The sequence below is a fragment of the Bythopirellula sp. genome, from assembly GCF_041737835.1.
Lineage (GTDB): Bacteria > Planctomycetota > Planctomycetia > Pirellulales > Lacipirellulaceae > Bythopirellula.
On record NZ_JBGSQY010000001.1, the window covers coordinates 19,122 to 34,353 of the forward strand.

16 protein-coding genes and 1 tRNA gene are annotated in these 15,232 nt (G+C 55.0%); 9 read left to right on the forward strand and 8 right to left on the reverse strand.

Annotation, left to right across the window (positions count from 1 at the left end):
* Window positions 1-3: 3 nt before the first annotated feature.
* From AC6T8Q_RS00095 to AC6T8Q_RS00110, 4 genes are all read left to right on the forward strand, one after another.
* A complete protein-coding gene (locus tag AC6T8Q_RS00095; RefSeq protein ID WP_500677151.1) occupies window positions 4-1,302 on the forward strand; it encodes an NAD(P)/FAD-dependent oxidoreductase in 1,299 nt (432 codons plus the stop codon).
* Complete coding sequence (locus tag AC6T8Q_RS00100; RefSeq protein WP_500677152.1) at window positions 1,248-2,021, forward strand: DUF1365 domain-containing protein; 774 nt, start codon at window positions 1,248-1,250, stop codon at window positions 2,019-2,021. Before AC6T8Q_RS00095 ends, AC6T8Q_RS00100 begins: the two co-directional genes overlap by 55 nt.
* A 98-nt stretch (window positions 2,022-2,119) precedes the next feature.
* Entirely contained in the window at window positions 2,120-3,238 is a 1,119-nt protein-coding gene (locus AC6T8Q_RS00105; protein WP_500677153.1) for a class I SAM-dependent methyltransferase, read from the forward strand.
* Window positions 3,239-3,240: 2 nt separating this feature from the next.
* On the forward strand, window positions 3,241-4,278 hold the full coding sequence (locus AC6T8Q_RS00110; RefSeq protein WP_500677154.1) for an SAM-dependent methyltransferase: 1,038 nt from the start codon (window positions 3,241-3,243) through the stop codon (window positions 4,276-4,278).
* A 2-nt stretch (window positions 4,279-4,280) separates the two neighbouring features.
* Here the strand turns inward: AC6T8Q_RS00110 and AC6T8Q_RS00115 are convergent, their stop codons facing one another.
* Entirely contained in the window at window positions 4,281-5,057 is a 777-nt protein-coding gene (locus tag AC6T8Q_RS00115; RefSeq protein WP_500677155.1) for a DUF1295 domain-containing protein, read from the reverse strand.
* A gap of 3 nt (window positions 5,058-5,060) precedes the next feature.
* Complete coding sequence (locus AC6T8Q_RS00120; RefSeq protein ID WP_500677156.1) at window positions 5,061-6,560, reverse strand: cryptochrome/DNA photolyase family protein; 1,500 nt, start codon at window positions 6,558-6,560, stop codon at window positions 5,061-5,063.
* Between the two features lie 274 nt (window positions 6,561-6,834).
* Here AC6T8Q_RS00120 and AC6T8Q_RS00125 point away from each other — a divergent pair, with 274 nt between their 5' ends.
* From AC6T8Q_RS00125 to AC6T8Q_RS00135, 3 genes are all read left to right on the forward strand, one after another.
* Window positions 6,835-7,311: a CBS domain-containing protein gene (locus AC6T8Q_RS00125; protein ID WP_496921846.1), complete on the forward strand. Its 477-nt coding sequence runs from the start codon at window positions 6,835-6,837 to the stop codon at window positions 7,309-7,311.
* Between the two features lie 23 nt (window positions 7,312-7,334).
* Entirely contained in the window at window positions 7,335-7,550 is a 216-nt protein-coding gene (locus AC6T8Q_RS00130) for a hypothetical protein (RefSeq protein WP_500677157.1), read from the forward strand.
* A 68-nt stretch (window positions 7,551-7,618) separates the two neighbouring features.
* Window positions 7,619-8,350 (forward strand): hypothetical protein, encoded by a 732-nt coding sequence (locus AC6T8Q_RS00135; protein WP_500677158.1) that lies wholly within the window; start codon window positions 7,619-7,621, stop codon window positions 8,348-8,350.
* Here the strand turns inward: AC6T8Q_RS00135 and AC6T8Q_RS00140 are convergent.
* The 3 genes from AC6T8Q_RS00140 to AC6T8Q_RS00150 form a co-directional block, all read right to left on the reverse strand.
* Window positions 8,347-9,000: a bifunctional 4-hydroxy-2-oxoglutarate aldolase/2-dehydro-3-deoxy-phosphogluconate aldolase gene (locus AC6T8Q_RS00140; RefSeq protein ID WP_500677159.1), complete on the reverse strand. Its 654-nt coding sequence runs from the start codon at window positions 8,998-9,000 to the stop codon at window positions 8,347-8,349. The two genes, AC6T8Q_RS00135 and AC6T8Q_RS00140, sit on opposite strands and share 4 nt — an antisense overlap.
* Window positions 9,001-9,018: 18 nt before the next feature.
* Complete coding sequence (uxaC, locus tag AC6T8Q_RS00145; RefSeq protein WP_500677160.1) at window positions 9,019-10,422, reverse strand: glucuronate isomerase; 1,404 nt, start codon at window positions 10,420-10,422, stop codon at window positions 9,019-9,021.
* Between the two features lie 105 nt (window positions 10,423-10,527).
* Window positions 10,528-10,599, reverse strand: a tRNA-Cys gene (locus AC6T8Q_RS00150).
* A 325-nt stretch (window positions 10,600-10,924) separates the two neighbouring features.
* On the opposite strand from AC6T8Q_RS00150, the gene AC6T8Q_RS00155 reads away from it, so the two are divergent.
* Both AC6T8Q_RS00155 and AC6T8Q_RS00160 read left to right on the forward strand, forming a co-directional pair.
* A complete protein-coding gene (locus AC6T8Q_RS00155) occupies window positions 10,925-11,257 on the forward strand; it encodes a hypothetical protein (protein ID WP_500677161.1) in 333 nt (110 codons plus the stop codon).
* Window positions 11,258-11,274: 17 nt separating this feature from the next.
* Window positions 11,275-11,610: a hypothetical protein gene (locus AC6T8Q_RS00160; protein ID WP_500677162.1), complete on the forward strand. Its 336-nt coding sequence runs from the start codon at window positions 11,275-11,277 to the stop codon at window positions 11,608-11,610.
* A gap of 119 nt (window positions 11,611-11,729) precedes the next feature.
* Here AC6T8Q_RS00160 and AC6T8Q_RS00165 read toward each other — a convergent pair whose 3' ends face one another.
* The 3 genes from AC6T8Q_RS00165 to uvrB all read right to left on the reverse strand — a co-directional run bounded on the left by AC6T8Q_RS00165 (window position 11,730) and on the right by uvrB (window position 15,228).
* Window positions 11,730-12,128, reverse strand: coding sequence for a hypothetical protein (locus tag AC6T8Q_RS00165; protein ID WP_500677163.1), 399 nt, complete (start codon window positions 12,126-12,128; stop codon window positions 11,730-11,732).
* Between the two features lie 157 nt (window positions 12,129-12,285).
* Complete coding sequence (locus tag AC6T8Q_RS00170) at window positions 12,286-13,122, reverse strand: hypothetical protein (RefSeq protein WP_500677164.1); 837 nt, start codon at window positions 13,120-13,122, stop codon at window positions 12,286-12,288.
* 33 nt (window positions 13,123-13,155) lie between these two features.
* Window positions 13,156-15,228, reverse strand: a complete 2,073-nt coding sequence (uvrB, locus tag AC6T8Q_RS00175; protein ID WP_500677165.1) for an excinuclease ABC subunit UvrB — start codon at window positions 15,226-15,228, stop codon at window positions 13,156-13,158.
* Window positions 15,229-15,232: the final 4 nt, after the last annotated feature.

Sequence of the window (15,232 nt, forward strand, 5' to 3'; positions counted from 1 at the left end):
TTGATGAAAATCGCTGTGATTGGAAGCGGAGTGAGCGGCCTTGTTGCTGCGCGCTTGTTGGCGACGCGTCATGATGTGCAACTCTTTGAAGCAGCGGAAACCGCGGGCGGTCATGCCAACACCGTCGATGTTGAAATTGATGGACGTCACTTCGCGGTCGACACCGGCTTTATGGTTTTCAATGATCGCACCTATCCACTTTTCACGCGGATGCTCGAGTTGCTGGAAATCGAAGCCCAACCCAGCGACATGAGCTTCAGCGTTTCCTGTGAACGAACGGGGCTGGAGTATCAGGGAAGTTCGCTCGGCGGCTTGTTTGCTCAGCACAAGAATCTGCTGCGGCCAAAGTTTTTCCGGATGCTGCTGGAGATCGTGCGATTCAATCGTACGGCAAAGGCTTATCTAACTGCTTCCGAACAGCGGCTTACGCTGGGCGAGTTTTTATCGCGAATGCGGTTCTGTGCTGAACTGCGCGATCACTATTTGCTACCCATGACGGCCGCGATTTGGTCGTGTCCCGCCAAGCAGGTCCTCGATTTTCCTGCAAGGTTCCTATTTCAATTCATGGAGAATCATGGGCTCTTGCAACTCAAAAACAGGCCAAAGTGGCTGACGGTTCCAGGTGGTTCGCGTAAGTATGTCGAGGCGTTAACGTACGCTTTGGGAAACCGCGTGCATCTTGGATCTCCCGTGAAACAAGTTACTCGGCATCCCCATGGCGTGTTGCTTGAGTTTTTCGAGAAACCGTCTCGAATGTTTGACCTGGTGGTGCTGGCGACTCATGCCGACACGTCGCTGCGATTGCTGAGCGATGCCAACGACGCCGAACATACTCTGCTTTCGGCTTTTCCCTATCAACCCAACGAAGCTATTCTACACACAGATGAAAGTTGGCTACCACAACGCAAGGCCGCTTGGGCGAGTTGGAATTACCGGATTTCTGCTAACAATACGCAGGTTTGTGTGACGTACGATCTCACACGTTTGCAGCGAATTGAATCCCCGCGTCGTCTGTTGGTGACGCTCAATCCCCCACGAGAAATCGATTCACGATACGTATTAAAACAGTTTTCGTATCAACATCCTGTATTTTCCGCCGACGCGATTGTCTCACAAACTCGGTGGAGCGAGATTAACGGACAGCGCCGCACTTATTTTTGCGGTGCTTATTGGCGGCACGGTTTCCATGAAGATGGCGTGGCCAGTGCGCTGGCCGTCACAGAGAAGTTTGGCCTAGGGCTTGAAGCATGCACAGCGCCTTGTATCATGGCACGGTCGCTCACGCCCGCAGTCGCCCGATAAACCATACGTTCCGCTACCCGGTGACGATGGCTTATCTGGACCTCGCGGAGCTGCCGGAACTGCTGCGCGGTGTGAAACTGCTGGGAAGCCGCTGGCGGCCATTCGTGTTTCGTGAGGCCGACCATCGATTTGATGAGACAAGTTCGCTCGAAGCTGAAATTCGCGACACCGTGGAGCGAACTATGGGGATACGACCGGCCGGGCCAATTCGCCTGCTCACGATGTTGCGAACGTGGGGCCTCTATTTCAGTCCGCTGAATTTGTATTACTGCTTCGATGCCGATGCCGATGGCGAGCGGCTTACTTCCATCGTGGCCGAGGTTTCCAATACACCCTGGCTGGAGAAGCATCGCTACGTCCTGCGGGTTAAGCCCAATAATTCGTTGCAATTTGTTCACTCGAAAGATTTCCATGTCTCTCCATTCATGCCCATGGAACTCGAATACGCCTGGGATTGCTCACTGCCGGGCGAATCACTTGGTGTGCAGATTTCCTTGCAGCAAGGTGGCGGAAAGTTCTTTACGGCCAGTATGGCGCTCGAACGACGCCCTTTGACGGATAAGACGATGGCGTACTCACTGGCGAAATATCCGGTCGCGACGGCACGAGTCGTGACCGCCATTTATTGGCAAGCCCTTAAACTTTGGTGGAAAGCATGTCCGTTTTATTCCCATCCGAAAAAACTGAGTGCCACCCACGGCGGCACTCCGCTGGTCTGAGTGATCATTCCGAGCGCTCCTCGCAAGCTCCGACGACTATCGAGCGATGGTGCCGTGCTGCGCTGTTGAAGCGATTGGGACACCTACGGCATGGACAGATGGTTTTAATCGATAGTGGGCAGCCCTTTTGCTTTGGCGATTTGGCCAGCAATTCCGTTCAACTTCGCGTATACAACCCCCGTTTCTATCGTGACGTGGTTTTAGGAGGTACGCTCGGAGCGGCTGAGGCTTATATTCGCGGCGATTGGGAAACGGATAACTTGGTAACTTTGTTGCAGTTCATTGCTCGCAACACGTCCGTACTGAGCAGGTTTGATTTGGGATTGGTACGGCTGACAAAATTCTTGGCGAAATGGCGTCACGTTTTTGCCTCAAATACCGTGGCTGGCAGCAAGCAAAACATTGCCGCTCATTACGACCTGAATAACGATTTCTTTGGCACATTTCTCGACCCCACGATGACGTACTCGTCGGGATTGTTCGAGGACTCACAAACGACGTTGGCCGAGGCCACCCATGCCAAGTACGAGCGGTTATGCCAATTGCTTGAACTCAAGCCTCACGATCATTTGCTGGAGATCGGCACGGGCTGGGGTGGATTTGCTTGCTATGCAGCGCGTGAATATGGCTGTCGCGTGACCACGACCACGATTTCGCAAGCCCAGCACGATTATGCTCAGCAGAAAATCCGCGATCTTGGATTGCAGCATCGCGTTGAGCTGTTGCAATGCGATTATCGCAATCTCACGGGAGAGTACGACAAGATCGTCTCAATCGAAATGATAGAGGCCGTGGGGCATGAGTTTCTTCCCACGTTTTTTGGTAAGTGCGATCAACTCTTGCGGCCAGGGGGGAAGTTCGCCCTGCAAGCAATTACAATTCCCGACCAGCGTTACGAGAAGTACCGTACATCGGTCGACTTTATACAGCGATATATCTTTCCGGGAGGCTGCTTGCCTTCACTGGGCGCGATGACCGAGGCGACTGGGCGAACTTCGCTGTTGCTCACGCGGCTAGATGACTTTGCTGCTGACTACGCAAGAACTCTTGAGTTGTGGCGTGAAAACTTTCATCAGAATCTCGACGTGATTCGCCAGTTGGGGATGAGTGAACGGCTCATTCGTACCTGGCAATACTATTTTTGCTATTGCGAAGCTGGCTTTCGTGAGCAGTTGATTGGTCTCAAGCAGATGTTGTACGTCAAACCGAGAGTTTAGCGATGGCCGCCAATGTCTTGATTGATCTCGCTGAGAAAGAATGGCTGCCCGACAAAGCGATACGGATGGGCATACGACGATTGCTCGCCACCCGACTGCAGGGAATTGAGCAGCAGGCGGAAAGTACGTCCCAATTCGCAGAACTCATGCGGCGAGGTCCGCTCCTCTTGGCGGAAACAGAAGCTAACGAACAGCATTATGAAGTCCCCACGGAGTTTTTCTGCCAGGTGCTCGGGCCACGGATGAAATACAGTTGTGCGCTATGGGAAGCTGGGTGCCGCGATTTGGCCGCTGCCGAAGAAGCGATGCTTGAACTCACGTGTGAGCGTGCGGAGATTGCCGACGGCATGGAGATTTTGGAACTCGGTTGCGGTTGGGGGTCGCTGGCCTTGTGGATGGCGGAAGAGTATCCCACGGCCAAGATCGTCGCGGTTTCCAACTCGGCCACGCAGCGGCAGTTTATTGAGTTGCGAGCTCGCGAAGCGGAGTTCACCAATCTGGAAGTCATCACGGCCAACATTGCTGATTTCCAAACTTCACGACGATTCGATCGCATCGTTTCAGTCGAAATGTTCGAGCATGTCCGCAATCATGCCGAACTGCTGCGACGGGTGGCCGATTGGCTTGCTGACAACGGCCGGCTGTTTGTGCATGTGTTCTGCCACCGCGAAACGCCTTATGCCTTTGAGGACCGTGGCTCCGGCGACTGGATGGCTCGTCACTTTTTCACGGGTGGGATCATGCCTTCGGCGGATCTGTTCCATGAGTATTGCGAGAATCTCCAAGTGACACGGCAATGGCCCGTGAATGGGCAGCATTACGCCCGCACGGCTGAGGCTTGGCTGAAGAATCTCGATTCACATCGCGATGAGCTGCTGGAATTATTTGGCGGTGGTGTGGATCCCAGCCTGGCCGCCGTGCGCTTGCAGCGATGGCGGATGTTCTTCATGTCGTGCGCCGAGTTATTCGGCTATCGCGATGGTGGGGAATGGTTTGTATCGCATTACTTGTTCGAGCACGCGGCATTACCAGCAGAATAAGTTTAGTGCTTTGGTGGTCCCGGGAAGAAGGCGTTCGTTCGTTGGATATAGTCGCGATACTCGGGGCGACGTTCGACGATCGTGCTTTCAAGTAGAGTGACGCCGCTGACCTTCATCAAGAAAAAACTCATCACCAGCGGGCTGAGAGCGGTCCACCAGGCACCGCCACTGGCCGCGATTAGATAGATGCCCCACCAGACACAGAAGTCGCCGAAATAATTGGGGTGCCGTGTGTAACGCCATAATCCGGTATCGAGAACTCGACCTGCGTTCTTGGAATTCGCTTTGAAACGTGCCAGTTGCCAATCGCCGACGCTTTCAAAGACGATGCCGGTTAAGCAAAGCACAGCCCCCACGTAGTCGAGCAGTTTGAGCTGCTGCCCGAAGACGATCCCCATCTGCACGGGCCAGGAAATGAACCACAATAGCACGGCTTGCAGCAGAAACACCGTGAACAAGCTCACCAGCCAGAACTTAGCGCCATGTTTCTCGCGCATGGTTTGATAGCGGCGATCTTCGCCGTGCCCCCAGTTGCGCCAGAGCAAATATCCCGAAAGACGCACTCCCCACAAGGTTACGAGTCCGATCAAGAGCCAACCGCGTGGTCCCGGCGGCGTTCTCATAAGAAACGTATGCCAGGCAACGAGCACGAACCCCATCCCCCAACAGGGATCGACGATACTGGCGTCTCGAAGTGCTAAGCTGAACAGCCACAGCACAAGAAATACGCCCGCGACGAGCGCAAGATTCCATAACAAAATTGTGGCAATCGTGGTCATGGATCAAAACAAGCTGGGTTGGTGTTTGTCGGAATACTTTTCGATGTACTCCGACACTTTGACTTTACGCGCCGTATTCTCGCTCGACATGTACCGAATCTTGCCGAAGATCGACCGTTCAGGCCCCCAGGCACGGTCGTACCTTCCCAGGACCCAGAAGATGCCGGAATAGCTGTTGGGATTGCGGCCATCGACCGCGTACTTGTTATTAAGCTCGATCATCACGCCAAGTGCATCTTGCGGCGAAGAGGACCATTCCAGAATTTTCTTGCCCCACAGCATACGCAAATAATTGTGCATGCGGCCTTCGGTCACCAATTGTCGTTGCGCCGCATTCCACAGAGGATCGTGTGTGCGGCTTTCAGAGAATTCAGCGAGAGAATACTTGAATTCGCGTGGATCGTCGGCATGCTCGGCCAATGTCGTTTGTGCCCAGTCAGGAAGCGAGGAGTAACGAGCATAATCTTGCCGGCGCGAGCACATGTTGTAGCCAACTTCGCGCCACGTGATCAGTTCGTCTAAGAAAGATTCCGCTGCCCGATCAACGCCCCACCAACCGCTGGAGCTGCCGGTCGCCTTGGCAGCCAACTTGTTGGGATTCCAGTTTTCATGGGCCATCGTCGCGGCGAAGATTTCGTGGGCCGAGAGATGCCCGAAGTGCAAATAAGGCGACAAACCGCTGGCGACTTCCTGCTGCGGCTGGTTTCGCGAATCCGCGTATTCGCTCAACCGTTGCTTCAAGAACAATTGCATTTGCTTGTGGGCCGCTTGTTCGCCACCGTCAAACAGGGCAGGGCCGACCGTGTGATCGATGGCGAGTGAACTCATATCCTGGGCCAACTTGCCAAGTAGCTCCGCATCAAGGGCAGGCCAACGTTTCACAATTTCCGGAGGTAACTGTTCGAGTTGAGGAAACTTAGCACTGGCCAGCGGATTTTCTTCTGGGAGTTCAGCCAAGTAAGGCGTCAAAGTTTTCTGCAAGAAGCGACGAAAATCAAACGCCCGCAAAAAGGTGCGATCCGCGGCTCTCATCGGCAGCAACCCGTTGGAATCGATAATCTCAAACCGAACGGGGATATGCCGTTTAGCAGCCGTCACCATCTTTGGCAGGAAGAAGCAAGGGAAGTCGTCGCTCACCACTACACAAGCCCGCGCGGCCAGTCCCGCGAGCAGTCCATCGCCGTCACCTGGCTTGCGTTCGAGATACGGGTAATAAGTCGCCTTGAATTTTGAAAATGACTTGCTGTTGTCAATCATCCCTTGAATGACAAAGCGATGCAGCCGATCGCTAGCCCAAGGATAATCGCAACGTAACGCCTCGAGCACTACAAGTGGTTTCTTGATTTCCGCCGCCCAATCGACGGCCCGTTGCAGAGAAAAGTTCCAATGTGCCCGGCGATTGGCAATCATCCAATACAGCACGAACTCCCCATCGATCCGAACGGATTTTTCGTTGACGAGATTGATGCGAAGTGCGGGGACATCGCTTTGGATTCGAGACATGGTTCGCGGGCTTGGGAGCGGCAAGGAATAGGTCCAGTTTTTGAAGTAAACCGCAATGTTCGGTGTTCATTAACCAAACCCCGCCCTGTGCATTTTGATTCGGTTGGATGTGCGAGTACGCACGTTTTCACACTGTGGAAAACCAGATTTTGCTGAAAATACCGCCATTTTCGCTGGGTAAAGCTAGCGGACCATCTTTTGCGATTTCTAGCAAGCGTTAAGTCAGCATGCCCTCAGCAAGGCGTGTAACTGTTTCGTAAATGGGGATCGAACCATGAGCACTGCAATGCAAAAACTCGCAAATTTGCGCGTCGAGCAGGTGATGGCTCGGGATGTCATCACCGTTCACGAAGACTGCTCGATGATTGAGGCTGCCAAGATGCTGCATAACTATGGCATCACGGGAGCACCAGTCGTCGACGACTACGGTCGTTGTGTAGGCGTGCTAAGTGCCAGCGATTTCGTGCAATCGAAATACGAAGTGGGCTGCAACTGCGTGACGCATGTGGTGACCAACATCGATTGTTCGGGGTTGTTGCGCGCCGAGGAACTCGACAACGAATCGGTGCGAGCGCACATGTCGCCCCACGTGCAAACGATTCGCGAGCATCGGTCCATTGTCGACGCTGGAAACATCATGTGCCACGAACACATTCATCGCTTGATCGTGGTCGATCGTCAGGGGAAACCCATCGGAATTATTACGAGCTTGGACCTCGTTTCGGCGATGGTCAACGCTCCCCAAGAATGAACTCACGTTTGAAGGGTCTCTGTATGGCAACTGCTTCACATTCTCCGCTTGATAGTCTGCGTAGCTGGCATTCCGTGGAAAGCCATCCCGTTTGGTTTCGCAGCTTTCAAACAAGCGAACAGGAAAATCTCGTCAAGGACGACCTGACTGCCAGCTTTAGCGTGGCTGGGGTTCTGGTCTCCGTCGTGGCGCTCGGTTTTCTGCTGATCGCCGGCAGCGTGCTGTGGATCGTCCTCTAACGGGTTGCACGGCACGTTCGCGTGGCGTTAAATAAGGTTCTTCTCGCACACCAATTCGAGGGAATCTTATGCGATGCCGTGCGCTGTTGCTCTGTTTGCTTATTGTGTCGTTCGCGAGTGTTGCGTCCGCCGAGGAGCTTCCACTTTTGGTGGAAGAATCCTTTGACGGGGATCTCGGGCGTTGGCAGACGTCGGATCCCCCGGGTGCGGACCCGACGTGGACGATCCAGTCGATTAAGCTCAAAGGCGTCGGAGAAACATATGCCCGCGCGATGGGTGGTAGTAAGTACGAACCGCCCTATCGTAGTCCTTGGAACATTGCACTCTTGAAGGAACCCGTCGTGGGAGACTTTGAGCTCTCCGTGCGCGTGCAAAACACAAACTACGAAGCGGGCGAACATCGCGACTTATGCATCTTCTGGGGCTACCAAGATCCCGCGCATTTTTATTACGTCCATCTCGGCGCGAAACCCGATCCGCATTCCTGTCAGATATTTGTTGTCGATGGTGCCGACCGCAAGATGATCACCGACAAGCAATCCACCGGCACGCCGTGGGGCCGCGAGTGGCATCAAGTCGAGGTCCGCCGCAATGTCGAGACGGGCAGTATGGAAGTTTACTTTGACGATCTAGAAACGCCGCTGATGACCGCCAACGACAAACGATTTACCTGGGGCAGGGTGGGGCTAGGCACATTCGATGACCATGGCAATTTTGATGACTTCAAATTGCGTGGCACCGCAATCGAACCAATTCCCGATGCAGCCCAAATGCCCAACGAGACGATGCCCAACGATTAGCTCGCGCGGGCCGTGTCGATGATCGTGCGGGCTTCACGGGCGTTCTGTTCGATGGCTTGCCAATCTTTGGCCGCGATCTTTTCGCGAGCAGCCAGCCACGAACCACCCACCGCCGCGACCAAGGGTTCGGCCGTGTATTCCGCCAAGTTTTTGGGACCAACACCCCCCAGCGGAATGTATTTGACGCCCAAATGATTGTACGGCGGCGACATCGCTCGCAAGTAATTTAAACCACCGAGCGCTTCGGCGGGAAAGAATTTTAGTCGGCGGCAACCGCACGTGATCGCCATTTCCACGTCGGAAGGCGTGGCGATACCCGGTGCAAATGGTAAGTCGGCCTTGATCGCCGCTTCAACGACCGCAGGATTGAGCCCTGGCGACACGCCGAAGGCAGCCCCTTCGGCGACCACTTGCCGAACTTGCTCGGGCATCAGGATCGTGCCGATGCCGACAATCATCTCCGGCACGGATTTGCGAATCTCCTTGAGAGCATCGATGGCTGCATCAGTGCGAAGCGTCAGTTCCATCGCATTCACGCCGCCAGCGAGCAAGGCTTCCGCAACCGGTACGGCATCCGCGGCATTGTCAATAATCAATACCGCAAGCACGCCGGTGGCTTCGAGTTGGTCAAAGATGGCAGGGACACTCACGCTTTGTACTCCAGAAAGTTAAACCGCCAAACCTAAATATTCCTTGGCGTTGTGGTAACAGATATTGCGAACCATTGGACCCAACAGTGAATCATCATCGGGGATCGCACCGTTCTCGACGTCGGTTCCCAGCAAGTCGCATAAACATCTGCGGAAATACTCGTGCCGGGGATACGACAGAAACGATCGCGAATCGGTCAGCATGCCGATGAACCGTGCGAGCAGTCCTTGCGACGACAGGGCGTTCATCTGCCACTGCATCCCTTCCCATTGATCGAGGAACCACCAGCCGGAACCCATCTGAATTTTGCCGGCGATCTCGCCGTCTTGGAAATTGCCGATCATCGTGGCAATCACGTAATTATCCGCCGGGTTGAGATTGTACAAAATTGTTTTCGGGAGTGCGTTCTCTTGTTCCAAGCGATCGAGGAACTTCGCCAAGGCCGTGGCTTGTGGTGAATCGCCGATTGAATCGCAACCGACGTCGCGGCCGAGTTGCTTCAGTAGCCGCGAATTCGCGTTGCGCAGCGCGCCCAAATGCAGCTGCATCGTCCAGCGCTTCTCGGCATTGAGCTGGCCCACGTAAACCATCAAGTGCGTGGCAAACTGGCGCTGCTCCTCGGGTGACACGGAATGGCCCGCACGAGCTTTGTCGAAGATCGCCGCCGCGGTTTTTTCGTCACAAAAATCAGCGTAGCAATTGTTGATACCGTGATCGGAAAGCCGGCAGCCCTGCTCGTGGAAGAAGTCATGCCGTTGTTTCAGTGCGGCGAGCAGGTCGGCAAACTTGCTGATTGCCATGTTGCTCACGGCGGCGAGCTTATCGACCCACGTGTTGAACTGCTCAGTCAGATCAATTTCCAACACCCGATCGGGACGGAACGTCGGATAGACCCCCGTGCCAAGATCACTGCCCGCGATCTGCTTATGATGCGCGAGATTGTCGGTCGGGTCGTCAGTCGTACAAACGGCACGGACTTTAAACTTTTGGAAAATTCCCTTGGGGGTCAGTTCATCGGTGTTGAGCAGGGCGTTGGCTTGTTCCCAAATCCGCGGGGCGCTTTTTTCGTCGAGCAGTTCGTCGATGTCGAAATACCGTTTCAGTTCCAAATGGGTCCAATGGTAGAGCGGATTGCGCAGCGTTTGGGGCACGGTGCGCGCCCAGGCCAGGAATTTTTCGTAAGGCGCGGTATCGCCGGTGCAGAATCGTTCAGAGACGCCGTTCGCCCGCATAGCCCGCCACTTGTAGTGATCGCCCCCCAGCCAGACCTTCGCAAGGTCGCCAAAGCGGCTGTTGGAGGCCATCTCCGCCGGGGGGAGGTGGGTGTGGTAATCGAGAATCGGTTCGTCCGCGGCAAACTCGTGGTAGAGCCGTTGGGCGGTTTTGGTGCGGAGCAAGAAGTCGTCGTGGATAAACGGCATGGCTAATTCTGGGCGGGCCGAAATAAGGACAAAAATATCAAGATAAGTACAAAAAAAGAGCTGCTTGCATCACATAGGATAATGCAAGCAGCTCTCCTTAGCATGAGGCGCCGGTGAGAGTCGAACTCACGATGTCGGATTTGCAATCCGATGCCTTAGCCACTTGGCCACGGCGCCTAATTCGTGGTTCAGGACAGATTTCCTGAACGCTTCGCAACGTATTTTCGGACGAGTCAGCCACTAATCTTGAGCGGTTAATCCGAATTTGCTGCTGTTCGTGCAAAGTTAAGCAATCAAGGGGTTTCGGTCAAGTGCGGCTATTTTTTCGGTTGAGTAAGCCAGGTAATATGTGAGTACTTTGGCTGATACGGCGAGCCCGCTAAGCGGCGCCGATCTTTTGCAGTTGCCAGCACCTAGGACTCGATTCAATAGATACCGGTTCACAGGGATAGGCTGCCGCGGCACCGTTCGGTGAGCCCACTCAAGGCCGAAGGAGCTTACCTTGATCAAGAAAATCATCAGTTTGTTACTTGGACACCCCCGTTCCAACGTCGAGCCATTGATTCGCCAGATCGCCGAGCAAAGCTTGGCCGAAGTCTGTCAATTGGTGGATGGTCGCATGGTGGGGATGAGCCTCGCTGAGGCACGTGGCTACGTGCGGGCGCGGGCCACTCAAATCGTGATGCACGAAACGCGCCTCGCGATTGCCAAATCGACCAATGTCGAATTCGCATCGATGGCCGACATCGTGCGTCAGGCGACCGAACGGTTGATTCCCCAAGTGATTCGCAAAATGCACGTTGGTGCTCACCAAGCCTCGCGCGTTGCGGCCTAGCGTAGCGCGTTCCCGCCATGGACACGACCGACTATCCCTCGTTGCCGAGTCTTGCGCGCATCCACGCGCGGTTGGCGCGTGATTGCCGCCGCGTCACAGAAATTGTCGATGGCCAGTTGGACGTCATCGAGCAACTCTTTCATGCCACGACCGCCGAAGATTGGGCCGGGGTTGCCAAAGCAACTCAGATTCTTGCCAGTCTCGAGCCCGCCGAAGTCGGCGCCGAAGTCGTGAGCGAAGCTCGTAAGCTTTCCGAAGAACTCACCCACGCACAGGCAGGGCTCAAGCAGCCCAAGCATCTGGCGAATCTACTGGCGGCATGTCGAGCAGCCAGAAGTCGGACGCGACAGTAAAACGTTTAGCCGTATTTAGGAAGTCGTTACGATCTTCGTAGCCGCGACTTAGCAAGTCGCAGGAACCCAAACGTACTTGGTCGCACGCTGAGAACCAACGACGCTTACCAGTACGACGCTTACCAGTACCAAGACGCTGGATAGGTGTTGAGAATCGGTTGTTGATAGCCGGTGTACCAAGAGAAAGGCTGACCACCGGGACGGGTCCAGGCTGGTGAGTACATCGAAGTTGTGAACGGCATGGTGGCTGCCGTCGGACGGCCGGGCGTAAAGCCGTACCAGCGCAGCGAGGCCAAACGGTCCATCCGCTGCTGGGCCTTCAGCTCGGCTTTCTGCATGGCGATGGACTTTTCGCGTGGTTTTTCTTCGCTCGCGCCGTAATACCACTCGTTCTGGTCGTCCTTGGCTTCGATTTCCGCCTTGGTCGGACGTTGAGCATTGGCTTGGCTGGCCACCCACACCTGGCAGAACGAAAACGCCAACAAGATCGCCGAAAAATGCAAGGTTCGTGAAGACATAGAAGGATGCCCGCAAGCTTTGAGGGTGGTTACTCAGCAAAGTCCGTCATAACTTCCATTCGGCAAGGGCAGGGGGGGGCATTGAATCGGAGCACGCTCAACGCGGCTCAATGTGCATTTGGGTTGCCGAAAAAACAAATTAGTCAAACTTTACCGCTCACTGTTTCTTAGCGGTCGCCCGCTTGGCGAGATATTCCTTAAGCCAGTTGGTTTCCCCGCGGAGGAACAGCGGTCCGATCATGGTGCCGATCCCCAAAAGCAAGATGCCGCAGTTGACCAGAAGCATCGCGATGCGGGACATGGAACTTTCTTTGGTTTGGCCATCCGTGGTCATCACCACGAGAAACAACAGCAGAAACAATCCAATGCCTCGCATGCCGACAGCGACCTTCACTGGGCGTTCGCACTTCTCGCGCTTGTGCGAGAAAATTTCCCAAACCGTAAACAGCACTTGATAGACAATCAGGCTGATTAAAGAAAAGCGAACGCCACGGTTAGCCAGCAACGTGCTATCAAGCTTCTCGCCTGCTTCGGCCAACATGACCAAAAGCAGCACAGTCCCAATTCCGCCAAGAAGCACGTCGACGAAGGCCCCCATCCACGGTTCGTATTTCGCACGAAGATGAGACTTAAGAGCCGTCGTTTTTCCAGCGCGCAAAGCAGCGACAATCGTCCAGACATGCCAGTTGTCGTAGCTCGCCGCGGCCCATTGATGAATTTGCTTTTCCAAAAACCACAATTTGGCAAAATCGCACAAGATTGCGACCCACGTACCAACCAGCAGAAACATCAGGAGTTGGCGGGCCGACCAGTCGAACCACAGCATCCCCACAAGCGGAACGCCGCCGAGAAAGAGAGAACGCAATCCATTGCCCAATTCATCGAATGCGTAAGTCCCTGCGCGGCGTTTCAGGGCCATCGGAGCGTTGCGATGAAATCGCTCCATGTCGGCAGGCGTGATCGCGACCTCTTCGTTGTCATGCTGCTTGTGCATGGCAACGAGGATACTTCGAGTGGTTGCCGTCGACTAGACACCCCGCTTGGGCCTGGGAACTTTGTTCCCCATCTTGCCGGCACCGCGGCGGCGTTTTCCTGATCCGCCGACTTTTTCCTTGATGGCATCGACCGGTTGCCCGATCGCATCGTGCATCTGCTCAATGCGGTCGCGAATCGCTGCGGCCCGTTCGAATTCGAGATTCTCCGCAGCGGTGAGCATTTCAACTTCGAGCTCGGCGATGTATTCCTCGGTGATGTATTTGGTCTCTTCGGTTTTGCCCACGGCGGCGTTCGCTTGAGCATGAGCGGCGGCCGTGGCTTCGATGCCGCGGTGAATCGCCTTGCGGACCGTTTCGGGGGTGATGCCGTGCTTCTCGTTGTACGCTTGTTGTAACTTGCGGCGGCGTGTGGTTTCGTCGATCGCTCGCTGCATGGAGTCGGTCACCTTGTCGGCGTAGAGAATCACCTTCGCGTTGACATTACGAGCCGCGCGGCCGATGGTTTGCATGAGCGATGTTTCGCTCCGCAAGAAGCCTTCTTTGTCGGCATCTAAGATCGCCACGAGCGAAACTTCCGGTAGGTCCAAACCTTCGCGTAACAGGTTGATACCGACCAGCGCTTCAAAGCGACCTTGCCGTAAATCTCGCAAGACTTCCACGCGCTCGAAGGCGTCCATCTCGCTGTGCAGCCATTTGCAGAGCACGCCATTGTCGGAGAAATAACCCGACAAATCCTCGGCCAGACGCTTGGTCAGCGTGGTCACAAGAGTTCGCTCGCCGTTGGCGGCCCGTTCTTTGATCTGTTCGAGCAAATGCGGAATTTGCCCACGCGCGGGGATCACTTCGATCACGGGATCCAACAACCCCGTGGGCCGGACCACCTGTTCAACAACTTCGCCGCCGGTGCGTTCGAGTTCGTAAGCCGCCGGAGTCGCCGAGACGTAGATCACTTGGTTGTAACGCTGTTTGAATTCGTCGAACTTGAGCGGTCGATTGTCGAGCGCGCTCGGCAAACGGAAACCGTGTTCCACGAGCGTCGTCTTGCGGCTGCGGTCACCAGCGTACATGGCACCGATCTGCGACACCGTGGCGTGCGACTCGTCGATGAACAGCAAGAAATCTTTAGGGAAGAAGTCGAACAGCGTGAACGGTGGTTCGCCCGGCGCGCGGCCACTCAACGGTTGGCTGTAGTTTTCAATCCCGGGGCAGTAGCCCACTTCCATCATCATTTCTACGTCGAAGCGGGTGCGCGCATTGAGCCGTTGAGCTTCGAGCAACTTGCCTTGTTCGCGGAATAGCTCCAAGCGTTCGCGGAGTTCCTGGCGAATACTATCGACCGCATTGTGGATGCGATCTTCCGGCAACACAAAGTGCTTGGCCGGGTAAATGTAGATTTCGTTCAAGTTGTCGATCGTCTCGCCAGACGTGGCGTCTATGATAGACAGCTTCTCGATATCATCGCCCCAGAATTCGATGCGATAGGCGAACTCTTCATACGATGGCCAGATCTCCACGCAATCGCCACGGACGCGGAACTTGCCGCGCGCCGGATCGGTATCGTTGCGCTCGTATTGAATGTTGATCAAGCGTTCGAGCACCTTGTCGCGATCTAGGGACTCGCCGACCCGCAAACCGACCATCATGTCCTTATAGTCTTGCGGCGAGCCCAAGCCGTAGATGCACGACACGCTGGCTATCACGATCACATCGCGGCGGCTGACCAGCGAGCTCGTCGTTGCCAAGCGCATGCGGTCGATCTCTTCGTTGATCGAAGCATCTTTTTCGATATAGATATCCCGTTGAGGGATATAGGCTTCCGGCTGATAGTAATCGTAGTAGCTAACAAAATAGCTCACCGCGTTGCGGGGGAAAAATTCCTTGAACTCGCTATACAATTGGGCGGCCAGTGTTTTGTTGTGCGAGAGAATCAGCGCAGGGCGCTGGAGCTGCTGAATCACGTTCGCCATCGTGAACGTCTTGCCGCTGCCGGTCACACCCATGAGTACTTGCTCGTTCTGGCCGTGCTTGAGGCCTTCGACGAGCTTTTTGATGGCAGCGGGCTGGTCCCCGGCGGGTTGGAACGGTGATTCTAGCTCAAATTGCATGGCA